Raw genomic sequence first — 22,063 nt, 5'->3', positions numbered from 1 at the left:
AATCGCTATCGGCGTACGGTCGCAGCATCGATGAACTCGTTGCTGTCGTCCGTGGGCTTGGCGGGAACGTGCAGGCGCTGCGGGCTGATCAAGTGGGTGTACTCTTCAATCAGGCGATTAAGGGCTTCGGGTGGCTCGCACGCCTGGAACTGCATGCGGATCTGCACTTCATCGGGATCTCGGGCGTCTCCATTACGTTTGGTCTGGCCCCCCACCGTCACAAAGAAGCGCTCGCGTTGGAGGTTTTCACTGGCCGCTGTGGTTTCGGTATTCTGGATCCTCACTGACAGGTCAACCTGCATACGCTCCAGTGCCAACCCTCTGGGTGAAACCAGGGCAATCAGCGGAACGTGCATCTTGTGCTGATCGTCCATTGCCACTTCAACCATCTTGGCTTTCATCGGTGTGCCCAACGCTTCGGCGTCATAGTCGAAGAATTGGTCGAAGAGCTTGATGTACTGCTGGGCAATCAGGTTGTTGGTGGCGGCAGCCGCTTCTTGCAGTCCACGGGTAATGTCACAAAGATCGCTGGCGGTAATGGGGGCGTTTTTCGAGGAGAGATCATCCAAGCGTTCGCACTCCTTGTATATCTAGCAAGAGGCCTCTCGTGTGGGAGAGGCCAAGGTCGTTAGCAGTGAGTCTCGATCAAGCGATGTTTAAGGCTGTGCTGCTGCCTTGTCGGGCATTGGCAACGCCGACGGAGGCAGCGCATCAAGGTTTTGAGCGCTGGCATCTGCCATGATCACCGGCTTGGTGGCTGCGTCGGTGAGAAAATCAATCACGCGCATCAACGCCTCCGGTGGGTCCTGGCGACGGACTTTGGTGTTGAACGCATAGCGTGCGCGGGTGTCGGTTTTACGGGTCTGGCTGGACTTGTGGCTGACCTGACCCTTGACGTTGAGTTTGAACGGCCCCCAACCCAATGAGGCGCCAAAACTGGACTCGCCGCTTGTTTCAGAGGTGCTCTCGGCTTGTTGGCTGATGGTCAATTCGAAGTCGATGTTGCCTTCTTCAATGACAATGTTGGGGTGGGTAATCGCTGCCAGCAGCGGGATCTGCATCTTCTTGGATACAGTACCCTGATAAACCCCTTGTTCATCGGTGATGGTTTCGTCGTAGTCGAATTGAATGGCGACGGCCTTGCCGTCCTGGATACAGACCCCCATAAGGAAGTCGGCGTACGACTTGCTTGCCGATACCTGCGCCTGAATCATCGCCTGCAAGGGGCCGGAGATCATCCGATCCAGCGGCAGTGCGTTCATTACCGAGCCGATCAAGCTGTTATCAATTGTTGCCATTGGGAAGTTCCTTTTGGTGGATGCACTTCATTGTGCGGATAGGTCTCTGAGTGCCGAGGTTGGCGACTCACAGGGTAAGGGGTCAGTGCGTGCAGGCTTCCTGTCGGCGAATATTGCCGATCTGGCGCAAGCTCAAACCGTATTTATTGGCCAGCATGCTGCGCGACAGACCCTCGGCGCTTTCTTGCTGGATTTGTTGATTGCGCAATTGGCGCAGGAAGTGGTCGACCTTGGGAATCTCCAGGGCCATGCCGGCAAAACGTTGGATCAGGGCATCCAGGGCCGCAGGGGGAAGCACTTCGGCCAGTGCAGTGCGCTCACGATGCTTGGGGATGTACTTGGGGCGGCCACCAAAAGCACAGGTGAGGTTATAGGCGTTTTCAATACCCAGGCATTCGATCAGCATTTGCAGGGAATGGGGCAGTTGGTGAATGTCGATACGGTCGAGGTCGCGCAGTTCCATGGTGACTTCCTTGTAGGTGTTGACTGGACACCTTCATGTTTGAACATCCGTGCAGTTAGTAACAGGCAGCAAGCACAGCAGGAAGGGTGGGCATCGGGTATATGGTCTGTAGGCAATGTGGGTCATGTGAATAGGAAGGCCATCCTGGATAGGCTGAAAGCCCTTGGTTCTTCGTTCCAGGTGCAGGATTGAGTGCTTCAAGGTTGAGCAACCCATGCTCATCAGCAGGGACGCGCCAGCAGCAGGCTGATTTGTCCAAGGTAAGGGCCGGGTCGGTTGACTGAGTGCGTCGGCAGCGTGCGCCAATCAACCCAGACACAGATGGCGCTGAAATGGGTTTCAGCGTGCTTGCCGACGGTTTGCGGCAGGAAATCCCGGCGATACAGCACCTGAGTCTGTTTAACCGCGCTTGTCTGCTGCGGCTGGGACAACGTCAAGAAGACCGACGCGATGAGCTGGGTTGGAGCAAGGTCGAAGTAGGCGGTATTGGCGTGCCCATCCAGGTGCCCGGCGTGTCGCGTGCGCTGCCAAAGCTGCTGCCATTGGCTGGCGCCGGCCTGCTCAGCCAGTTGCTTGCCTAGTGCAGTTCGTTGTTCAGAAGACAGTGCTGCGGTCGGGAGCGCTTGCGCTTCAAGACCTATCAGCAAGGTGATACAGCCAAGCAAGCTGCGGATGAACATGGCGATCTTCCATTCGTCTGGGCAATACCCGGGATGCCATGGTTTCAGCAAGCAGGGGGCTGCTGAAGAAGGAAATTATCCGCTCGCGGCAGGTCTGCGTTGTATGATGCGCCTGGGCCTTTTCGGCTTCTTATCTCGATGTTGCAAGGAAATATCAATGACTCAAGGTCAACGCCTGAAATATTCCATTCTGATCTCGCTGCTGGTGCTGGGGATCATGCTCGGACTGTCTTACCTGCAAAAGCAAGGAACGATCACTGAGCAAGTGTTCCAGTACATTGCCATTGCTGTGGCAGTCGCGGTGGTGGTGATCAATGGCATTATGCGCCGCAAGGTCAAGCCCTGAGGTGTTCCACGCGGCCGGCTTCTGCCGGCCTGTCGCTTAGCGTGAGCCGGGTTGCTGCAGAATGCTGCGGGCCTCGGGGTTGAGGCTGTAGCATTTGTCCGGGCCCATGGTGATCACACCTTCTACACACAGGCGTTTGAGTACCTCTCGAACGCTGAGGAACGACAGCGGAATGTCCAGCTGCTCAAGCTGGCTGTGAACACCTCGGACACCGATGCTGCGCCCGTTGCGATCGGCCATGTGCAAGGCATCGATGACCTTGAGGCGAATCAGGCTGGTGCGCAGGCCGAATGACTTGAGCAATTCGCGAATATGCTCGTTGCCAGGGCGCTCGTTGTCGCCGCTCTCGGCATTCATGGCCATGGCTTGCCGAGTTTTTCGCGCCGGGCGGTTGGCGATCGCTGCCTGTTGCTGATTGTACATGTGAACGCTCCCTTTCGTGGCCAGTCCAGATACCGTCGTGATGATGCCTCTCACCCTATAAGACGAATGAGCGTGGCAAAACTGCAGTGCCTGACGAAAAAAATTATCGGGCCACATAGGTAAAGACGTTTCGAGCCTGCAGTTACCGTAAATTTTTCGGCTGTGCTTCGTTCAATCAGAACCAATCGTTCCGTGAGCAGGAGTACCCGTGATCAAATCCCGTCCTTTGGCAAGCGTCTGTCTGGCCGGACTGCTCGTCGTGCTCAACGGCGCGGCCCAGGCTCGTGTCGCCCAGGGTGATGCCAGCGCTGAGATCCGCCGCAGCAGTTTTGGTGTACCGCACATCCTGGCCAGGGATGAACAGGGGTTGGGATACGGAATCGGTTATGCCTATGGCCAGGACAACCTGTGCCTGTTGGCCAACGAAGTCGTCACCGTCAATGCCGAGCGTTCACGTTACTTCGGGCCTGAGCAGGTCACATTCGAGCAGCGTGAGAACCTTGCCAGCGACCTGTTCTTCAGCTGGCTCAATACGCCTGCAGCGGTGTTCGGCTTCTGGCAGGCACAGCCGCCGCAGGTGCGCGCATTGCTCGAAGGTTATGCCAAAGGTTACAACCGTGCGCTGGCCGAGCGCCTGGCTCAGGGGCAGGGGGCGCAGTGTTTGCAAGCCCAGTGGCTGCGGCCGATTACCACGCTTGACCTGATCAAGCTGACCCGGCGCTTGCTGGTCGAAGGCGGCGTCGGGCAGTTTGCTGAAGCGTTGGCGGGTGCCACACCACCCAACGCTGTGGCAGGGTTGCACCTGGACATGAGTATGGCGCAGGCACGTCAGGACAATTTTGCCCTCGAACGAGGCAGCAATGCGGTGGCGGTGGGCAGCGAACGCTCCGCCACCGGTTATGGCATGTTACTGGCGAATCCACACTTTCCCTGGGCAGGCGGCATGCGTTTTTATCAGATGCAACTGACGCTGCCGGGCAAGCTGGATGTCATGGGCGCTGCCTTGCCAGGACTGCCATTGATCAACATCGGTTTCAACCGCCACCTGGCCTGGACCCATACGGTAGATACCTCCAAGCACTTCACCTTGTATCGGTTGGAACTCGACCCCAAGGACTCGACCCGTTATCTGCTTGATGGCAAGTCACAGGCCATGAGCCGCCAACCGTTGACGGTGATGGTCAAGGGAAAGGACGGCACGCTTACGCCGGTCAAACGCGACGTCTACAGCTCGGTATTCGGCCCGGTGGTCCAGTGGCCAGGGCGCCTGGACTGGAACAAGCAATACGCCTACAGCTTGCGCGATGCCAACCTGGATAACACCCGCGTTCTGCAGCAGTGGTACAGCATGAACCAGGCTGACAGCCTCAAGGCCATGCAAGACTCGGTGCAGCGCCTGCAAGGGATACCCTGGGTTAACACCCTGGCGGTGGATGCCAAGGGCCAGACGTTATATCTGAATCAGTCTGTGGTGCCCTTTGTCGACGCTGCTTTGCTGGCCAAGTGCAGCGATCCAGCCGCCGGTCAGGAGTTGATTGTGCTCGACGGTTCGCGCAGCGCCTGCAACTGGAAGGTCGATCCGCGGGCCGCGCAGCCAGGCATTTTCCCCACACAACTGCAACCGAGCCTGAGCCGAAAGGATTATATCCAGCACTCCAATGACTCCGCCTGGATGGTCAACCCGGCGCAACCGTTGCGTGGTTTTTCGCCGTTGGTCAGTCGCGAGGACCAGCCCCTGGGCCCACGTAGCCGCTTTGCCCTGCAACGTCTGAGTCGCGACGGCAAGCTCAGCGGTGCCGACCTGCAGCAGATGGTGATGGACAACCAGGTTTATCTGGCCGAACTGTTGATGCCGGATGTATTGCATTGGTGTGGCAAGCAGGCGGATGTACAGATTGTCGGGCTGTGCAGCAGTTTGAAAGCCTGGAACCTGCGCGCCGATCTGGACAGTGGCCTAGGCCTGGTACATTTCCAGAATATCCTGCAGCGCTTGCTTGAGCGTCCGGATATCTGGCGAGTGGCTTTTGATCCGGCTGACCCTCAGCACACCCCGAGTGGCTTGGCCGTCGAGCGTGTCGAGGTGGCAGACGCCTTGAACCAAGCGGTCTTGGCCTCACTGGCGCAGGTGCAACAGGCCAAGCTGAGCCCCGATGTACGCTGGGGACAGATTCAGCAAGCCGCTGACGGCACGCCGATTCATGGCGGACCTGCCCGTCTTGGCGTTTACAATGCCATCCAAAGCGTGCCGACCGGTCAGGGCAAGCGTCTCGTTGTCAGTGGCACCAGTTACTTACAGCTGGTCACCTTTGATAATGAGGGACCGCAGGCTTTGGGGCTGCTCGCTTTTTCAGAGTCCAGCGAAGCAGGGTCGCCGCACGCCAGTGACCAGACCCGCGCCTTCTCGGCCAAAAAATGGCACCAGATTCCATTTACTGAGGCGCAGATCAAGGCTGATCCGCAGTATCGACTGCAGGTAATTCGTGAAGCGGACACAACGGCGGTAGCAGCCTCCCTGCCTTGACCCTAAGCATAGGGCAAGCCTTGCTGGCGATAGAATCGGCGCTGGCAAGGCCAGCTCCACAATTAAGACAAGAGCTCCCCATAACCAAGAGCATTGGGTTTTTTACACTAACTCCCGTAACAACAGGCCAAACGCCAGATCCACCTGCTCAGGAATCGGCAGGTACACCGTATGTCCATCCCCCGGTGCCACTTCGATTGCTGCACCCTGACGATCACGTAACTGGTGCAGGTCGAAGTGATAGTTGCCACGCGGGGTCATCAGTTCCAGGTGATCGCCCAGGACGAAGCGATTTTTGACCTTAACTTCGGCCAGACCATCAACACGTTCACCGGTCAGCTCGCCCACAAACTGCTGACGATCAGACACCGAATTGCCGCGCTGATAGTTTTGATATTCATCATGCACATGGCGGCGCAGGAAGCCTTCGGTGTAACCGCGCTGGGCCAATGACTCGAGGTTGAGCATCAGGCTGCGGTCAAACTCACGTCCGGCCACGGCATCATCAATGGCCTGGCGATACGCCTGGGTGGTGCGTGCACAGTAAAAGTGCGACTTGGTCCGGCCTTCGATTTTCAGCGAATGCACCCCCATTTGTGTCAGCCGTTCGACGTGTTGAACGGCACGCAGGTCCTTGGCGTTCATGATGTAGGTGCCGTGTTCGTCCTCGAACGCTGGCATGTCTTCATCCGGACGGTTGCTCTCCTGGAGCAGGAATACCTGTTCAGTGGGGGCGCCAACACCCAGGGTCGGCTGTACTTCGCGCACGATATCGCCGCTGACATCTTCCGTCGCTGCGGTGGCGCTGTACTTCCAGCGGCAGGCATTGGTGCAACTGCCCTGGTTGGCATCGCGGCGGTTGAGGTAGCCCGACAGCAGGCAACGACCGGAGTAGGCCATGCACAGCGCGCCGTGAACGAACACCTCCAACTCCATTGTTGGCACCTGCTGGCGGATTTCCTCAATCTCTTCCAGCGACAGCTCGCGGGACAGGATCACCCGCGTCAGCCCCTGACTGCGCCAGAATTCGACGCTGGCCCAGTTCACGGTATTGGCCTGTACCGACAGGTGAATCGGCATCTGCGGGAAATGCTGGCGAACCAGCATGATCAAGCCAGGGTCGGACATGATCAACGCATCCGGAGCCATCTCAATGACCGGCGCCAGATCTTTGAGGAAGGTTTTCAGCTTGGCGTTATGCGGAGCAATGTTGACCACGACGTAAAAGCGCTTGCCTTGCGCCTGGGCTTCCTTGATGCCGAGAGCCAGGTTGGCGTGGTCGAACTCGTTATTGCGCACCCGCAGGCTGTAGCGAGGCTGGCCGGCATACACCGCATCGGCGCCGTAGGCGAAGGCGTAGCGCATGTTTTTCAGGGTGCCGGCAGGGGCGAGCAGTTCAGGTTTGGCAAGCGGAGTCATGATCGGGCCGGATTAAAAGGCGCGGATGCTACCGGTTCAGGCCCATCGGCTAATTGACGTGGGTCAATAGCCCAGCGCGGATGGTGTTGTTGTATCGGCTGACACTTTTTTGAATTTATTCATTAAATTCAATGGCTTGATACTAAATGACGATTATTGAGAAGCATCTCAATCGGGCCCGGGGGAATATTGAATGGCTCGTAAGCTGCGCCTGATTGCTAAGGCTCAGGCACGCATCGTGTCATTTCGTAAGGACCTCTACATGCTCGACTCGGTAAAGCTGCACGCTGACAGCCAGATGCATTGCAAGACCTGCAGCCTTGCGCTGCTATGTCTGCCTGGTTCAGTGAGCTACGAAGAAATCGACCTGCTTGATGACATCGTCAAACACGGTCGCCAAGTGAAAAAGGACGAATTTCTGTTTCGTCAGGGCGACAGTTTCAATGCCATTTACGTGATACGTTCCGGCGCGTTGAAGTCCTTTAGCGTGAGCAAAGACGGCGAAGAACAGATTCTGGGTCTGCATCTGCCCGGTGAACTGATTGGCCTCTCGGGGATGGGCGCGGCCACCTATCCGATTTCGGTTCGGGCGCTAGACAACAGCGAGGTCTGCGAGTTGCCTTTCGACGCGCTGGATGCGCAGTTGATTCGCTTGCCCAAGATCCGCCGCCATCTGATTCGGGCGATGAGCCGCGAGATTCGCAATACCCAGCAAATGACTCGGTTGCTGACGAAAAAAGCGGCCGATCCGCGGGTCGCCAGCTTGCTGGTTGACCTGGCAGAACGCTTCAGCGCCTTAGGCTATTCCGCCAATCAACTGCACTTGAGCATTTCTCGCAACGACATCGGCAACTACTTGGGGTTGGCGGGAGAGACCGTATCCCGAGTGTTCACCCGTCTTCAGCAAAACGGCTTGATTGAAGTTGAAGGCAAGGAAGTACGCATTATTGACCCCGTGCAGATGTTTAACTAGTCGCGTTAAGGCGTATAAAATGACTTTGACTTTATCGCATGGGCAGTGGTCCATCACCGTCAATCGACCCACCGACTCTCGTGCAAACTTCCAAGCCCATTACACCTTGAATGAAAGCACCGGAGTGGATACCACTTACTCCTGGAACTGGAAAGGGCAAACCCTGGCGGGGGCCAGCAACTGCACGTTCTCGTTCTCAAGCCAAGTCATTCCTTTGGCATCCGCCGCGCACACAATGCCCCCCCAACCTACCGCGCACAACGGTAGTGAGCACGATGGCGGTTCGCAACTGCCTGGAGCGATCAGCTGGAGCACGTCGATTGCCCAGGGGGCCTGGTATAACGCGCCCCAACCAGGCAGCGACGAGTGTTACGGACAGTCACTGACCAGCTGGAATTATGCTCAGAGAGACTGCGACGATGATTCAGACTATGTGCAAATAGAACTGAACGCGCTGTTTTACTGGGAGAGCGATTTGCTGGCGGGGCTAGAGGCTCAGAATTGGCATGCTGGGGCTTGATGCCCGGCCAGAGGAGGATTGTTTCGGCGCAACGGCACTTTTACCACGCTGGCGTGCACTAACGTTGTGAACAGCAACGGAGCGCACATGAACGAAACCGCCCTGCAGCACAAGGCCCTGCACCTGTTTCTGGCCTTGGTGACCATTGCCTTTATCTGGATCTTGCTGCCGTTCTACGGCGCGGTGTTCTGGGCGGTGATTCTCGGCATCCTCTTTGCGCCTTTACAGCGACGGCTGCTGCCGCGCATGGGCTGGCGGCGTAACCTGGCGGCCGGCCTGACCTTGCTGGTGTGTCTGTTGATCGCTATCTTGCCGATGATCGTCATCAGTACCCTGCTGGTCCAGGAAGGTGCGGCGTTATACAAAAACATTGAAAGCGGCCAGCTGGATATCGCCGGTTACATTGAGCGCTTCCAGGCCATGCTCCCGCCTTACGCCCAGAATGGTCTTGAGCGCATGGGTATGGGCGATCTGGAGGGTATGCGCGACAAAATTACCAAAGGCGCGATGCAAGGCAGCCAGTTCTTCGCCGGCCAGGCGTTCAGTTTTGGCCAGGGTACGTTCGAATTTCTGGTGAGTTTCGGCGTCATGCTCTATTTGTTGTATTTCTTTTTGCGCGACGGCGCGGAACTGGTGCGCAAGATCCGCGCGGCGGTGCCACTGGCCGAGCAGCAGAAGCGCCGCCTGCAATTGAAGTTTAACCGTGTGGTACGGGCCACCGTGAAGGGCAACCTGCTGGTGGCCGTGACCCAGGGGGCCTTGGGAGGCGTTATCTTCTGGGTTCTGGACATACCCAGCCCACTGGTCTGGGGCGTGCTGATGGCCTTTCTATCATTGCTGCCGGCAGTGGGCGCCGGCATTGTCTGGGCACCGGTGGCAGTGTACTTCGTCGCTACCGGTTCATTCTGGCAAGGTGTAGTGCTGGCGCTGTACGGTGTCTTCGTGATTGGTCTGGTGGACAATGTGTTGCGGCCGATCCTGGTGGGCAAGGACACCAAAATGCCGGATTACCTGGTTCTGGTCTCAACCCTGGGTGGCCTGGCCGTATTCGGTATTAACGGCTTCGTCATCGGACCGCTGATCGCCGCACTGTTTATCTCCAGCTGGGCGATCTTCGTCGCGACTAAACCTCAGGTGCAACTGCCCAGTTAGCGGAAACTGTAGGACACGCCAGCGTAGACGCCAAAGCCTTCGCCTGGGGTCGAGTGGGCAATGTCCTTGCCATTGTCGTTGTAGCCTGGTGTTACCGTGGCGGCATAACGCTTGTTGGTCAGGTTGCGTAGATCCAGCCAGGTCTGCCAGTCTTGTTTCGGCGAGTTGTAGCCCAAGGTTGCGCCAAGAAGGGCATAGGCATCTGTCGGATAGCTGTTGGCATAATCGACCTGGACCTTGGACGCCATCTGCGTATTGATCCCGGCATACAAACCGCTGGGCAGGTCAAAGCGCAGCTCGGCCTGGTAGTAGTGCATCGGGATACCGGGCAGGCGATTGTCGCCAAAGGTATCGTCATCACGGTAGTGGAAGTCACTGAAGGTGTAGGCCTGGCGCAGCGACAGCTTGCCGACGTCGGCACGTTGCCAGAGCAGGCTGTCGAGGCCAGCTTCTACGCCTTGATGGACGGTGGGGCTGGCGTTGAATTCGGCGGCGGGCAGGCCCGACACGATCTCCACTGCCAGCAACTCGTGGCGCACGTCCGAGTAATACCAGGCCAGGTCCCAGCGCCCGATCTGCGCCTCACCGCGAGCACCCAGTTCCAGGGTTGTGGCGGTCTGGTTTTGCATTTCGATGGGCTGGATCTGCTGGCCATTGACCCGCGGCGAGCTCCAGATCAACGCCCAGGGGTGGGGCGGTTCAACGGAGCGGCTAAGGTTGCCGTACAGTTGCAGGCTTGGGTTCAGGTCATAGCGTAAACCCAGGCGTGGAGCGTAGTCCCAGTCATGTTGGCTGACCTTGCCGCCGTTTTCCGGGTAGGTCACGGCACTTTCGCGACGGGTGTAGATCATTGCCAGGCCGCTGGTCAGCCACAGATTCGGCACCAACTCAAGGTCATTGCCAACATGCACAACGCTGTCGGAACCTTGGTAGCTGAAGTCGCGGGTGCGGGTGCCTACGGGCAGGTTGCCATTGCTGTTTTCCGATACCCGGACAAATTCGGACGCACCACTGTTGGGCAAGTGCTTTGTGGTGCGCCAGCCAACAGTGGTTTTGCTCTCGTGGCCGAACAGCGTGTCACGACGCAAGTAGTTCAAGGTGCCGCTGACGTCGCTGTAAGCGACTTTCAAACGGTTAGCACCTTCGCGTAGGTCCATCGGGTAGTCGTGGTAGACCAGCCCGGCCTCCAGACGTGAATCATCATCAAGGAAAAACGTGGTCTTGTTGCCTACCCAGGTACTGCCCGGTTGCGGACGGCTGGCATCGCGACTCAGGTAGAGCGGATTGGCCGCACGCGGATCATGTTTGATTTGCGCTTTGGTCAGGCGCCCAGCCAGGTCGTTCTCGGTTTCCCTATAGCGCAGGTAGAAACGCGTTTCCAGATTCGGATTGAAACGGTAACCGACGTTGGCGGCAATCCCCTTGCTGCTGCCACTGCTGTGCTCCTGATAGCCATCGTACTCAGCGTCAGTCAGGGCCACGTAGTAGTCCAGGTCACCCAAGACCTGGCCCGAACTGATCTGGCGCTTGGCATAGCCGCGGCTGCCCACTTCATAGCGAACTTGCAAAGGCGCGGCGTCGTAACCGGTGTGGGTGATGTAATCAATGGCGCCACCCAGGGCCAGAGCGCCGCGGTCGAAACCGTTGGCGCCGCGTAGGACTTCGGCACGGCTTAGCCACAACGGTTCGAACAACTCATAAGGCGTGCCGCCCGGACCGGTCAGCGGCAGACCGTCGAACATTGTGTACACGCCAGAACCGTGGCTGCCCGGTGCGCGGTTGATGCCAGAGCCACGGATCGACAACTTGATGCCGTCGTTGCCGGCGGACTGGGCGAATACGCCCGGCTGGTAGGCCAGTACGTCCTGGTTGCTGGCGACCCGACCTTGCTCCACCCGTTGCATGTCAATCAGGTTGCTGGCGCCTGGTACCTGATTCAGGCGTTCACGGGCGTCTTGCAGTTCGCTCTGCTCCTGTTCCTGGATCAACACTTGGCCAAGTTCAATGCCTTCGTTGGCCTGGACTGAGGCGGCGCAGGAGATCAGCACGGCGAGGGAGGAGCGGGGTAGGGTGGGGCGCATCGAAGGGGTTCCGGGACTGTGAGCGGGAATCAGACGTCGCAACTATCAGACGAAGCACAGTCGCTGATCTGTACCGGCGTCATCGCCGGCAAGGCCGGCTCCCACAAGGGGGCAGCGCGTTATACGAGTGGGGGGCAAAAAAAAACACCCCGCCGAAGCGGGGTGTCTGTCATTGCAAGATCGATCAACCGATCAGTTGCAAGCCTGCATGCTGAACCATGTCCAGTAACGGCTGCGGGTACACACCCAGCACAAAGGCCAGGATCGCGATCGCCAGCAGCATGACGCCACCGGTACGCTGTTCCCAGTTCAGCGGGGCATCGTGACGACGCAGGTTCGGCTCAATCAGGAACAGGGTGACCATCACGCGCAGGTAATAGAACACACCGATGGCACTACCGATCACCAGGGCACCGACCAGCCACCACAGCTGCGATTCGACACCGGTGGCGATGATGTAGAACTTGCCGATGAAGCCTGCGGTCAGCGGGATACCGGCCAGCGACAGCATCATGACGGTCAGCACTGCGGTCAGGTACGGACGACGCCAGAACAGGCCGCGGTACTCATACAGGGCGTCCGCGTCACGGCCGTTGTACGGCGAGGACATCAGGGTGATCACGCCGAAAGCACCGAGGCTGGTGATCACGTAGGTGACCAGGTACACGCCGATGGCTTCAACGGCCAGACCCTTGCTCGCCACCAGGGCAATCAGCAGGTAGCCGAAGTGGGCGATGGACGAGTAACCAAGCAGACGCTTGAGGTTGCTCTGGGTCAGTGCCAGCAGGTTACCGATCAGGATCGAGGCAACGGCAATCACCGACAGCACGGTGGTCAGCACGCCGCTGCTGGCAGCAGGCGAAAGCATGTACAGACGCACGACAACGGCGAACACCGCGACCTTGCTGGCGGTGGCCAGGAAGGCGGCGACCGGTGCCGGAGCACCTTCGTAGACGTCCGGGGTCCACAGGTGGAACGGCACCAGCGACAGTTTGAACGCCAGACCCACCAGCATCATGCCCAGGCCCAGCTGTGCCAGCAGGCTTGGCATGTTGGTAGCGGCCAGCGCCTTACCGATACCGTCGAAGCTCAGGCTACCGGCATCGGCGTAGAGCAGGGCCATACCGAACAGCAGGAACGCAGAACCGGCAGCTGACAGCACCATGTACTTGATGCCGGCTTCCAGCGAACGCTTGTTGAAGAAGGCATAAGCGACCAGGCCGTAGACCGGTACCGACAGCAGCTCAAGACCAATGAACAGGCCAGCCAGGTGCTGCGCGCTGACCAGTACCAGGCCACCGAGAGCAGCCATGAGGATCAGCAGGTACAGCTCTTCGCGGTTGCCTGGGTAGCCTTTGCCGCCATCACCCAGATACGCGTGGGCGAGGGTGACGCACGCCAGGGTGGCGACCAGGATCAGCGCCATGTACAGGCAGGCGAACTTGTCGATGGTCAGCAGCGGGGTCACTGCCAGGGGTACGACTTTCAATACCGGCAGGATCGACAGCAGGGCCAGGTTCAGGCCTACGGTCGACAGCAGGAAGGTTTGCGAATGGTTGCGGCGCCAGGCGATTGCCAGCATCACCACGACAACGGTGATGGTGGTAATCAGCAGCGGCGCAAGCGCGATAAAGTGTTGAATCGTCAGGTCCATAGCGCTCTTACCGGGCCGAAGCGAGTTGAGTGAAAGCGGAGCCGAGCCACTGCTGCACACCACTCATGGTGGCGGCGGAAGTGTCCAGGAACGGCTGCGGGTAGACGCCCAGCAGGATCAGCAGGCCAGCCAGGCCCAGTACCATGATCATTTCGCGGGTATCCATGCCAGCCAGGACTTCGTCCGACTTCGCCGGGCCAAAGTAGGCGCGGTGAATCATGATCAGCGAGTAGACCGAACCGAACACCAGGCCGGAAGTGGCGATGACCGTGACCCATGGCGAAGCGACGAAGCTGCCAATCAGGATCAGGAACTCACCGACAAAGTTACCGGTACCCGGCAGGCCCAGAGACGCTGCGGCGAAGAACAGGCTGATGGCCGGCAGGTAAGCGATGCGATGCCACAGGCCGCCCATCTCACGCATGTCACGGGTGTGCAGGCGCTCATACAGCTGGCCGGCGAGGATAAACAGTGCCGCCGCCGACAGACCGTGAGCCAACATCTGGATCACCGCGCCTTGCAGTGCTTGCTGGCTGCCGGAGTAGATACCGATCAGTACGAAACCCATGTGCGAAACGCTGGAGAAGGCGACCAGACGCTTGATGTCGGTCTGAGCGAACGCCAGGAAGGCACCGTAGAAAATCCCGATCAGACCCAGGGTCATGGCAATCGGCGCAAACTCGGCCGAAGCGTTCGGGAACAGCGGCAGGGCAAAACGCAGCAGGCCGTAGGCAGCGGTCTTCAGCAAGATACCCGCCAGGTCAACGGAACCTGCGGTTGGCGCCTGGGCGTGCGCATCAGGCAGCCAGGAGTGGAACGGTACCACCGGCAGCTTGACCGCAAAGGCGATGAAGAAGCCCAGCATCAGCAGGTATTCGGTGCCCGCTGGCAGGTCGGCCTTGAGCAACTGGGTGTAGTCGAAGGTGATCACACCGGTGTTGCTGTAGTTGACCAGTACCAGACCGAGGATCGCCACCAGCATGATCAGGCCGCTGGCCTGAGTGAAGATGAAGAACTTGGTCGCAGCGTAGATCCGGGTCTTCTTGCCGTCTGAAGAGCTGTGACCCCAGAGCGCGATGAGGAAATACATCGGCACCAGCATCATTTCCCAGAAGAAGAAGAACAGGAACAGGTCCAGGGCCAGGAACACACCGACCACGCCGCCAAGGATCCACATCAGGTTGAGGTGGAAGAAGCCGACGTGACGCTGGATCTCTTTCCAGGAACACAGTACCGACAGCACACCGAGCAGGCCGGTGAGCAGGATCATCAGCAGCGACAGGCCGTCGAGGGCCAGGTGCAGGCTGATGCCGAAGCGCTCGATCCACAGCACTTTGAATTCGACCGCCCACTCAGGCGCAGCGCCCGGTGCAGGGGCCAGGGTGTAGTCCCCGTTGGCCCACAGCCAAAGGCCGATACCAAGCAGCAGGGACATGGTCAGCAGCGCAATCCAGCGCGGCAGGGTGGCGCCGAAGCGCTCACCCAGCCAGCACAGCAGGCCGCCGATAAAGGGGATCAGGATCAGCCAAGGCAAAATCATGACGGGCTCAATTCCTTTCGCAAAGTCGCAAGGTTCATATCAGACCGCAGCCATTACAACGGCACCGAGCACAAGCACGGCACCTACGGCGATCGAAGCGGTGTACCAGCGCAGCTGACCGGTTTCGGTTTTGCTCATGGCGGCATGGCCGCCCTTCGCCATACGCGGAATCAGGCCAATACTGCGGTCAACCGGATCCTTGCGCAGGATGTGGGCGATCAGCAGGTAAGGTTTGACGAACAGCTTGTCGTAGATCCAGTCGAAGCCCCAGGCGGCGAACCACCAGGCCGAGAGGACGCGGCCGATGCCGCTGTTGGCAATCGCGGTGACCAGGCGACGCTTGCCCAGGAACAGCACCGCAGCCAGCAGAATACCGGCGATGGCGATGGCGCCCGAGGCAATTTCCAGGCTGTGCTTGGCTTCGCCGCCGGCATGGCCGACGCTCTGCGGCAGCACGCCCGCCAGTGGTGGATGAATCCAGGCACCGATGAAGGTCGACAGCACGATCAGCACGCCCAGTGGCAGCCAGTGGGAGATCCCGTGGCCAGCATGGGCTTCGGTCTTGGCTTCGCCGTGGAAGGCAATGAAGATCAGGCGGAAGGTGTACAGCGAGGTCATGAACGCACCGACCAGGCCGGCGTACAGCAGACCGTTGTTGCCGCTGGCGAAGGCTTCCCAGAGGATCTCATCCTTGGAATAGAAGCCGGCGGTCAGCAGCGGCAGGGCAGCCAGGGCGGCACCACCGACGATGAAGCTGGCGTAGGCCAGAGGCAGCTTCTTCCACAGGCCACCCATCTTGAAGATGTTTTGCTCGTGGTGGCAGGCAACGATCACCGCACCGGAGGCAAGGAACAGCAGGGCCTTGAAGAAGGCGTGGGTCATCAGGTGGAAGATCGCGCCTTCCCAGGCGCCAACGCCCAAAGCCAGGAACATGTAGCCGATCTGGCTCATGGTCGAGTAGGCGAGGATACGCTTGATGTCGGTCTGTACCAGCGCCGCAAAGCCAGCCAGAACCAGGGTCACACCGCCGACCACACCGACCAGGTGCAGAACGTCAGGGGCCAGGGCGAACAGGCCGTGGGTACGGGCGATCAGATAAACGCCGGCGGTTACCATGGTTGCGGCGTGGATCAGTGCCGAAACCGGGGTAGGGCCGGCCATCGCGTCAGCCAGCCAGGTTTGCAGCGGCAGCTGGGCGGATTTACCGACCGCACCACCGAGCAGCATCAGAGTGGCCAGAACCATCCAGAAGTCACCCGCCTGGAATTTCTGCGGCGCCAGTACCAGCAGCTCTTGCACGTTCAGCGTACCGAGCTGGGCGAACAGAATGAACAGGCCGATGGCCATGAACACGTCGCCGATACGGGTGACGATGAAGGCTTTGAGTGCGGCGTTACCGTTGTTGCGGTTGCTGTAGTAGAAACCGATCAACAGGTACGAGCACAGGCCCACGCCTTCCCAACCGAAGTAGATGAACAGCAGGTTGTCGCCCAGGACCAGGAACAACATGCTGGCAATGAACAGGTTGGTGTAGGCGAAGAAGCGCGAGTAGCCAGCTTCACCACGCATGTACCAGGAGGCGAACAGGTGGATCAGGAAGCCTACGCCGGTGACCACGCCGAGCATGGTGATCGACAGACCATCCACGTACAGGGTGAAGTTCGGCGCAAAGCCATCCACCGACATCCACTGCCACAGCAGCTGGCTGTACGCGCCACCTTCCGGCGGCGCGACGTTGAATTGCCAGATCACGTAGGCGGCTACGGCGGCCGAGAGGCCTACCGAACCGACGCCGATCAGCGCCGAGAGGTTCTCAGAGAACCGTCCACGGGAGAACGACAACAGCAGGAAGCCGATCAGGGGGAATACGAACGTCAGAAAGATAAGGTTCATCCGCGCATCTCACTGGCTGCATCGATGTCGAGAGTGTGGAAGCGGCGATACAGCTGCAGCAGGATCGCCAGGCCAATACTGGCCTCGGCGGCTGCCAGGCTGATCACCAGGATGAACATGATCTGTCCATCCGGCTGTGCCCAGCGGCTGCCGGCGACGATGAACGCCAGTGCCGAGGCGTTCATCATGATTTCCAGGCTCATCAACACGAAAAGAATGTTGCGGCGCACCATCAGGCCGACAAGACCGAGGCAGAACAGGATGCCGGCGACTGCCAGACCGTGCTCGAGAGGGATAGCTGGCATGTGATTACTCCTTCGCCTCGTTGCGGCCGAGGTGGAATGCCGTCACCGCTGCGGCGAGCAGCAGCATCGAGGCCAGTTCCACCACCAGCAGGTAAGGACCATACAGGCTGATGCCGACAGCTTTGGCGTCGACCGTGGTGTGGCCGATGCCGGCGCCGCTTTCATTGGCGAACAGCACGTACAGCAGTTCAAGCAGCAGCAGCGCAGCGAGGACCACAGGCCCCAACCAGATGCCCGGCTTGAGCCAGCCACGTTCCTGGGCGACCGAAGCCGGCCCGAGGTTGAGCATCATCACCACGAAGACGAAAAGCACCATGATGGCGCCAGCGTAAGCGATCACTTCCAGGACGCCGGCGAACGGAGCACCGAGGGCGAAGAAGGTCATTGCCACGGAGATCAGCGAAATGATCAGGTAGAGCAGGGCGTGCACGGGGTTGGTGTTGGTGATCACCCTAAGGGTGGACACCACAGCGACACCGGATGCGAAATAGAAAGCGAATTCCATCTTTCTTCCTTAAGGGAGCAAGCTCTTCACGTTGATCGGCTCGGCTTCGTTCTGCGCGGCGCCTTTCGGCTTGCCGGCAACAGCCATACCTGCAACACGGTAGAAGTTGTAGTCAGGGTTCTTGCCGGGACCGGAGATCAGCAGATCTTCTTTCTCGTACACCAGATCCTGACGTTTGAACTCGGCCATTTCGAAATCCGGCGTCAGCTGGATCGCGGTGGTCGGGCAGGCTTCCTCGCAGAGGCCGCAGAAAATGCAACGGGAGAAGTTGATGCGGAAGAATTCCGGGTACCAACGACCGTCTTCTGTTTCGGCTTTCTGCAGCGAGATGCAACCAACCGGGCAGGCCACAGCACACAGGTTGCACGCTACACAGCGCTCTTCGCCATCCGGGTCGCGGGTCAGGACAATGCGGCCACGGTAGCGTGGCGGCAGGTAGACCGGCTCTTCGGGGTACTGCAGGGTGTCACGTTTGCGAAAACCGTGAGAAAACACCATCACCAGGCTGCGCAGCTGGGTGCCAGTGCCCTTAACGATGTCGCCAATATATTTGAACATGGGTCAAATCCTCACTGGGCCGCAACAGCTGGCGTGTTGAGCAACACGAGCGCAGCGGTCACCAGCAAATTGATCAGGGTCAGCGGCAGGCAGAACTTCCAGCCGAAGTCCATCACCTGGTCATAGCGCGGGCGCGGGATCGAGGCACGCAGCAGGATGAACAGCATGATGAAGAACGCGGTCTTCAGGGCGAACCACAGGAACGGTACTTGCGGCAGAATGCCGAACGGTCCGTGCCAGCCACCGAAAAACAGGGTTACCAGCAGCGCTGAGATCAGGATGATGCCGATGTACTCACCGACGAAGAACATGCCCCATTTCATGCCGGCATATTCAATGTGGTAACCGTCGGCCAGTTCCTGTTCCGCTTCCGGCTGGTCGAACGGGTGACGGTGAGTCACGGCGACGCCAGCGATGAAGAAGGTGCAGAAGCCGAAGAACTGCGGAATGATGAACCACAGGTTCTGAGCCTGGTAGTCAACGATATCGCGCATGTTGAACGAGCCGACCTGGGCAACAATACCCATCAGCGCCAGGCCCATGAACACTTCGTACGACACGGTCTGCGCCGAGGCCCGCAGGCTGCCGAGCAGGGCGTACTTGTTGTTCGACGACCAACCGGCGAACAGCACGGCATACACCGACAGACCGGCCATGGCGAAGAAGAACAGCAGGCCGATGTTCAGGTCCGCGACACCCCAGGTCGGGGTGATCGGGATGATGGCGAAAGCGATCAGCAAGGCACTCATGGCCACGACCGGCGCCAGGGTGAAGATCATCTTGTCGACGAAGGGTGGGTTCCAGTCTTCCTTGAAGAACATCTTCAGCATGTCGGCTGCGATCTGGAACATACCGAACGGGCCGACGCGGTTCGGACCGTAACGGTCCTGCCACCAGCCCAGCAGACGCCGCTCGACAAAGCTGAGCAGCGCACCGCAGACCACCACGGCCAGCAGGATGACGATGGCTTTGACGACGGTAATGATCACTTCGATCACTTCAGGGGTGAACCAGGTCATTGTGCTGCCTCCTGCAAGCCTTCGACGGATGCACCGAAGATGGCAGGCGGAATGCCAGCCAGGCCTTTGGGCAGGGCAACCAGGCCTGCGCCCAGTTCTTCATTGATACGCAATGGCAGACGCAGGGTCTGACCCGCTACGTTGACGTTGAGCATCGCACCGTCGTTGACGCCCAGGCGATCGGCTTCGGACTTGGCCAGGCCAATGTAAGCCTGCGGGATACGCTCTTGTACCGGCGCGGCGCGCGAGGAGTTCTCTTCGCTACCGAACAGGTGGTAGAACGGCACAACCTGCCAGGTGCCACGGGCTGGGGAGAAGGCCGCCGGGATGTTGGCGAACCAATTGAGCTTGTCGCCCTGGGTTTCGATCAGGCGGGTGCCTGGGTCGCCAGCGCGCAGGTGACCACCGACCTCGTCCTGGAACTTGTTCCAGGCCTGTGGCGAGTTCCAGCCTGGAGACCAGGCAAACGGCACTTGCGAGCGTGGTTCGGCCGAGCCCGAGTAACCTTCCATGGAGAAGGCGAAGGCGCTGTCTTTGTCTTGCGGGGTACGTGGTTCATGGACGCTGATATTGGCGCGCATGGCGGTACGACCGGAGTAACGCAGCGGCTCACGCGCAAGCTTCATGCCCTTGATGCGGAACGAAGCGGACGGTGCGGCGTTGACGATACCCGACAGCTGCGGCGCAACATTGGCGCAAGCGCTGGTGACGTGGTCCAGTTGGGTCCAGTCCACCGGCTTGTTGAGCAGGGTCGCACGCAGGGCGTGCATCCAGCGCCAGCCTTCGTGAACCAGGATGCTGCTGTCCAGGTAGGTTGGATCGAACACCTGGAAGAAACGCTGGGCACGGCCTTCCTGGCTGACCAGGGTACCGTCGCCTTCGGCGAAGGTGGCCGCAGGCAAGACCAGGTGAGCGCGCTCGACGGTCGGGGTTTTCTGGTGATCGGCGACGATCACGACCTTGGCTGCAGCCAGGGCCGCGTCAACCTTGGCCGCAGGCACACGGCTGTACAGGTCGTTTTCAAGGACGACGATGGCGTCGGCCTTGCCGGAAATCACGGCGTCCAGGGCGGCGTCGACGGACTCGCCACCGAGCATGGCCATACCGAGGCTGTTGGCTTCAGGCACTACCAGGCTCAGCGAGCCGTTCTTCTCGCGCAGCTTCAGGGCTTTAGCGATGTTGGCAGCCGCTTCGATCAGCGCGTTGGAACCCAGCGAAGTACCGGCAACTACCAATGGACGGTTAGCGGCAACCAGGGCATCGGCGATGCGCTTGGCCAGGGCCAGGGCTTCGGTATCCAGGCCTTCGACAGCAGGCGCGCTCGGGTCGATGGCGTGGGCCACGGCGAAACCGATACGGGCCAGGTCGTCCGGTGCTGCGTGTACGCATTCTTCGGCGACGTCATCGAGCTTGGTTTCGGCCAGGCTGGCAATGAACAGCGGGTACATGGCGTGTTGACCGATGTTCTTCACCGCAGCATCGAGCCATGGCTGTACGCGCATGGCGTCGGCCATCGCTTCAGCCTTGCCCTTGACCGACTGGCGCAGGGCCAGGGCAACGCGGGCAGCGGTTTGGGTCAAGTCTTCACCCAGTACGAACACCGCGTCATGGTCTTCCATGTCACGCAGGGTCGGTACTGGCAGCGGGCTGTCGTTCAGCACTTGCAGGGCCAGGCGCACGCGGGCCAGTTCACCGGCTTCCATACCCGAATAGAAGTGCTCGGCACCGACCAGCTCGCGCAGACCGTAGTTGCTTTCCAGGCTGGCACGTGGCGAACCGATACCGACGATGTTGCGGCCGCGCAGCATGTCGGCGGCCTTGTCCAGCGCCGCATCCAGGCTCAGCTTGCTGCCGTCGGCCAGCAGAGGCTGACGTGGACGGTCTTCGCGGTTGACGTAGCCATAACCGAAGCGGCCACGGTCGCAGAGGAAGTACTGGTTGACCGAACCGTTGAAGCGGTTTTCGATCCGGCGCAGTTCGCCGTAGCGCTCACCCGGGCTGATGTTGCAACCGCTGGAGCAGCCATGACAGATGCTCGGGGCAAACTGCATGTCCCACTTACGGTTGTAGCGCTCGGAGTGGGTCTTGTCGGTGAACACACCGGTCGGGCAGACCTCGGTGAGGTTGCCGGAGAATTCGCTCTCGAGGGTGCCGTCTTCAACGCGACCGAAGTAGACGTTGTCGTGGGCACCGAACACGCCCAGGTCAGTACCGCCGGCGTAGTCCTTGTAGTAACGCACACAACGGTAGCAGGCGATGCAGCGGTTCATCTCGTGAGCGATGAACGGGCCGAGCTCCTGGTTCTGGTGAGTACGCTTGGTGAAGCGGTAGCGGCGCTCGTTGTGGCCGGTCATTACCGTCATGTCTTGCAGGTGGCAGTGACCGCCTTCCTCGCAGACCGGGCAGTCGTGCGGGTGGTTGGTCATCAGCCATTCGACGACGCTGGCACGGAATACCTTGGCTTCTTCGTCTTCGATGGAAATCCAGCTGCCATCGGTGGCAGGGGTCATGCAGGACATGACGATACGACCGCGGGTGTCGTTCTCGTCGGTGTACTGCTTGACCGCGCACTGGCGGCAGGCACCGACGCTACCGAGCGCCGGGTGCCAGCAGAAATAGGGGATGTCGAGGCCGAGCGACAGACACGCCTGTAACAGGTTGTCTGCGCCGTTGACTTCGAGCTCTTTGCCGTCTACGTGGATAGTGGCCATGG

20 protein-coding genes are annotated in these 22,063 nt (G+C 59.6%); 5 read left to right on the top strand and 15 right to left on the bottom strand.

Annotated elements, in window-relative coordinates:
- Positions 1–5: 5 nt before the first annotated feature.
- The 4 genes from CX511_RS17170 to CX511_RS17155 all read right to left on the bottom strand — a co-directional run bounded on the left by CX511_RS17170 (position 6) and on the right by CX511_RS17155 (position 2,441).
- Positions 6–539, bottom strand: a complete 534-nt coding sequence (locus CX511_RS17170) for a DUF2589 domain-containing protein (RefSeq protein WP_045188576.1) — start codon at positions 537–539, stop codon at positions 6–8.
- A 117-nt stretch (positions 540–656) separates the two neighbouring features.
- The gene (locus tag CX511_RS17165) at positions 657–1,298 is read right to left on the bottom strand and encodes a DUF2589 domain-containing protein (RefSeq protein ID WP_045188451.1); all 642 of its coding nucleotides are present in this window, start codon (positions 1,296–1,298) and stop codon (positions 657–659) included.
- A gap of 82 nt (positions 1,299–1,380) precedes the next feature.
- Positions 1,381–1,761, bottom strand: a complete 381-nt coding sequence (locus CX511_RS17160) for a Mor transcription activator family protein (RefSeq protein ID WP_045188449.1) — start codon at positions 1,759–1,761, stop codon at positions 1,381–1,383.
- 221 nt (positions 1,762–1,982) lie between these two features.
- The gene (locus CX511_RS17155) at positions 1,983–2,441 is read right to left on the bottom strand and encodes a hypothetical protein (RefSeq protein ID WP_101292952.1); all 459 of its coding nucleotides are present in this window, start codon (positions 2,439–2,441) and stop codon (positions 1,983–1,985) included.
- Positions 2,442–2,598: 157 nt separating this feature from the next.
- Here CX511_RS17155 and CX511_RS17150 point away from each other — a divergent pair, with 157 nt between their 5' ends.
- The gene (locus CX511_RS17150) at positions 2,599–2,787 is read left to right on the top strand and encodes a hypothetical protein (RefSeq protein WP_045188447.1); all 189 of its coding nucleotides are present in this window, start codon (positions 2,599–2,601) and stop codon (positions 2,785–2,787) included.
- Between the two features lie 36 nt (positions 2,788–2,823).
- Here CX511_RS17150 and CX511_RS17145 read toward each other — a convergent pair whose 3' ends face one another.
- Complete coding sequence (locus CX511_RS17145) at positions 2,824–3,210, bottom strand: fe2+ zn2+ uptake regulation protein (protein WP_045188445.1); 387 nt, start codon at positions 3,208–3,210, stop codon at positions 2,824–2,826.
- A gap of 208 nt (positions 3,211–3,418) precedes the next feature.
- Here CX511_RS17145 and pvdQ point away from each other — a divergent pair, with 208 nt between their 5' ends.
- Entirely contained in the window at positions 3,419–5,731 is a 2,313-nt protein-coding gene (pvdQ, locus tag CX511_RS17140) for a bifunctional acylase PvdQ (RefSeq protein ID WP_101292953.1), read from the top strand.
- Between the two features lie 102 nt (positions 5,732–5,833).
- Here pvdQ and trhP read toward each other — a convergent pair whose 3' ends face one another.
- On the bottom strand, positions 5,834–7,150 hold the full coding sequence (gene trhP / locus CX511_RS17135) for a prephenate-dependent tRNA uridine(34) hydroxylase TrhP (RefSeq protein ID WP_101292954.1): 1,317 nt from the start codon (positions 7,148–7,150) through the stop codon (positions 5,834–5,836).
- Between the two features lie 262 nt (positions 7,151–7,412).
- Here trhP and fnr point away from each other — a divergent pair, with 262 nt between their 5' ends.
- The 3 genes from fnr (at position 7,413) to CX511_RS17120 (ending at position 9,795) form a co-directional block, all read left to right on the top strand.
- A complete protein-coding gene (gene fnr / locus CX511_RS17130) occupies positions 7,413–8,123 on the top strand; it encodes a fumarate/nitrate reduction transcriptional regulator Fnr (protein ID WP_045188571.1) in 711 nt (236 codons plus the stop codon).
- 19 nt (positions 8,124–8,142) lie between these two features.
- Positions 8,143–8,643, top strand: coding sequence for a hypothetical protein (locus CX511_RS17125; RefSeq protein WP_045188440.1), 501 nt, complete (start codon positions 8,143–8,145; stop codon positions 8,641–8,643).
- A gap of 87 nt (positions 8,644–8,730) precedes the next feature.
- Positions 8,731–9,795: an AI-2E family transporter gene (locus tag CX511_RS17120; RefSeq protein ID WP_045188439.1), complete on the top strand. Its 1,065-nt coding sequence runs from the start codon at positions 8,731–8,733 to the stop codon at positions 9,793–9,795.
- On the opposite strand, the gene CX511_RS17115 is transcribed toward CX511_RS17120, so the two are convergent.
- From CX511_RS17115 to nuoG, 9 genes are all read right to left on the bottom strand, one after another.
- Positions 9,792–11,876, bottom strand: coding sequence for a TonB-dependent receptor family protein (locus CX511_RS17115; RefSeq protein ID WP_101292955.1), 2,085 nt, complete (start codon positions 11,874–11,876; stop codon positions 9,792–9,794). The two genes, CX511_RS17120 and CX511_RS17115, sit on opposite strands and share 4 nt — an antisense overlap.
- 184 nt (positions 11,877–12,060) lie before the next feature.
- Positions 12,061–13,530 (bottom strand): NADH-quinone oxidoreductase subunit NuoN, encoded by a 1,470-nt coding sequence (gene nuoN, locus CX511_RS17110; RefSeq protein WP_045188434.1) that lies wholly within the window; start codon positions 13,528–13,530, stop codon positions 12,061–12,063.
- Between the two features lie 7 nt (positions 13,531–13,537).
- Positions 13,538–15,070, bottom strand: a complete 1,533-nt coding sequence (gene nuoM, locus CX511_RS17105) for an NADH-quinone oxidoreductase subunit M (RefSeq protein ID WP_045188432.1) — start codon at positions 15,068–15,070, stop codon at positions 13,538–13,540.
- Positions 15,071–15,109: 39 nt separating this feature from the next.
- Positions 15,110–16,963 (bottom strand): NADH-quinone oxidoreductase subunit L, encoded by a 1,854-nt coding sequence (gene nuoL, locus CX511_RS17100; RefSeq protein WP_045188429.1) that lies wholly within the window; start codon positions 16,961–16,963, stop codon positions 15,110–15,112.
- Entirely contained in the window at positions 16,960–17,268 is a 309-nt protein-coding gene (gene nuoK, locus CX511_RS17095; RefSeq protein ID WP_028944232.1) for an NADH-quinone oxidoreductase subunit NuoK, read from the bottom strand. Before nuoK ends, nuoL begins: the two co-directional genes overlap by 4 nt.
- 4 nt (positions 17,269–17,272) lie before the next feature.
- Positions 17,273–17,773 (bottom strand): NADH-quinone oxidoreductase subunit J, encoded by a 501-nt coding sequence (gene nuoJ, locus CX511_RS17090; protein ID WP_045188427.1) that lies wholly within the window; start codon positions 17,771–17,773, stop codon positions 17,273–17,275.
- 9 nt (positions 17,774–17,782) lie between these two features.
- Positions 17,783–18,331, bottom strand: a complete 549-nt coding sequence (nuoI, locus tag CX511_RS17085) for an NADH-quinone oxidoreductase subunit NuoI (protein ID WP_009400993.1) — start codon at positions 18,329–18,331, stop codon at positions 17,783–17,785.
- Between the two features lie 11 nt (positions 18,332–18,342).
- The gene (gene nuoH, locus CX511_RS17080) at positions 18,343–19,350 is read right to left on the bottom strand and encodes an NADH-quinone oxidoreductase subunit NuoH (RefSeq protein WP_101292956.1); all 1,008 of its coding nucleotides are present in this window, start codon (positions 19,348–19,350) and stop codon (positions 18,343–18,345) included.
- Positions 19,347–22,061: an NADH-quinone oxidoreductase subunit NuoG gene (gene nuoG / locus CX511_RS17075; protein ID WP_045188421.1), complete on the bottom strand. Its 2,715-nt coding sequence runs from the start codon at positions 22,059–22,061 to the stop codon at positions 19,347–19,349. The genes nuoH and nuoG overlap by 4 nt, the downstream gene beginning before the upstream one ends.
- Positions 22,062–22,063: the final 2 nt, after the last annotated feature.

The sequence above is a fragment of the Pseudomonas sp. S06B 330 genome, from assembly GCF_002845275.2.
Taxonomy (GTDB): Bacteria; Pseudomonadota; Gammaproteobacteria; order Pseudomonadales; family Pseudomonadaceae; genus Aquipseudomonas.
The sequence above is the reverse complement of the archived record's forward strand: the minus strand, read 5'-3'. Positions and strand labels throughout refer to the sequence as shown.

Excerpts from the sequence above, each read along its gene's own strand:
- CX511_RS17155 (WP_101292952.1), bottom strand. The coding sequence starts at position 2,441 with ATGTTCATCCGCAGCTTGCTTGGCTGTATCACCTTGCTGATAGGTCTT.
- CX511_RS17145 (WP_045188445.1), bottom strand. The coding sequence starts at position 3,210 with ATGTACAATCAGCAACAGGCAGCGATCGCCAACCGCCCGGCGCGAAAA.
- CX511_RS17160 (WP_045188449.1), bottom strand. The coding sequence starts at position 1,761 with ATGGAACTGCGCGACCTCGACCGTATCGACATTCACCAACTGCCCCAT.
- nuoM (WP_045188432.1), bottom strand. The coding sequence starts at position 15,070 with ATGATTTTGCCTTGGCTGATCCTGATCCCCTTTATCGGCGGCCTGCTG.
- CX511_RS17115 (WP_101292955.1), bottom strand. The coding sequence starts at position 11,876 with ATGCGCCCCACCCTACCCCGCTCCTCCCTCGCCGTGCTGATCTCCTGC.
- CX511_RS17120 (WP_045188439.1), top strand. The coding sequence starts at position 8,731 with ATGAACGAAACCGCCCTGCAGCACAAGGCCCTGCACCTGTTTCTGGCC.
- trhP (WP_101292954.1), bottom strand. The coding sequence starts at position 7,150 with ATGACTCCGCTTGCCAAACCTGAACTGCTCGCCCCTGCCGGCACCCTG.
- nuoG (WP_045188421.1), bottom strand. The coding sequence starts at position 22,061 with ATGGCCACTATCCACGTAGACGGCAAAGAGCTCGAAGTCAACGGCGCA.
- CX511_RS17150 (WP_045188447.1), top strand. The coding sequence starts at position 2,599 with ATGACTCAAGGTCAACGCCTGAAATATTCCATTCTGATCTCGCTGCTG.
- nuoJ (WP_045188427.1), bottom strand. The coding sequence starts at position 17,773 with ATGGAATTCGCTTTCTATTTCGCATCCGGTGTCGCTGTGGTGTCCACC.
- nuoK (WP_028944232.1), bottom strand. The coding sequence starts at position 17,268 with ATGCCAGCTATCCCTCTCGAGCACGGTCTGGCAGTCGCCGGCATCCTG.
- nuoI (WP_009400993.1), bottom strand. The coding sequence starts at position 18,331 with ATGTTCAAATATATTGGCGACATCGTTAAGGGCACTGGCACCCAGCTG.
- CX511_RS17125 (WP_045188440.1), top strand. The coding sequence starts at position 8,143 with ATGACTTTGACTTTATCGCATGGGCAGTGGTCCATCACCGTCAATCGA.
- nuoH (WP_101292956.1), bottom strand. The coding sequence starts at position 19,350 with ATGACCTGGTTCACCCCTGAAGTGATCGAAGTGATCATTACCGTCGTC.
- nuoN (WP_045188434.1), bottom strand. The coding sequence starts at position 13,530 with ATGGACCTGACGATTCAACACTTTATCGCGCTTGCGCCGCTGCTGATT.
- fnr (WP_045188571.1), top strand. The coding sequence starts at position 7,413 with ATGCTCGACTCGGTAAAGCTGCACGCTGACAGCCAGATGCATTGCAAG.
- nuoL (WP_045188429.1), bottom strand. The coding sequence starts at position 16,963 with ATGAACCTTATCTTTCTGACGTTCGTATTCCCCCTGATCGGCTTCCTG.
- CX511_RS17165 (WP_045188451.1), bottom strand. The coding sequence starts at position 1,298 with ATGGCAACAATTGATAACAGCTTGATCGGCTCGGTAATGAACGCACTG.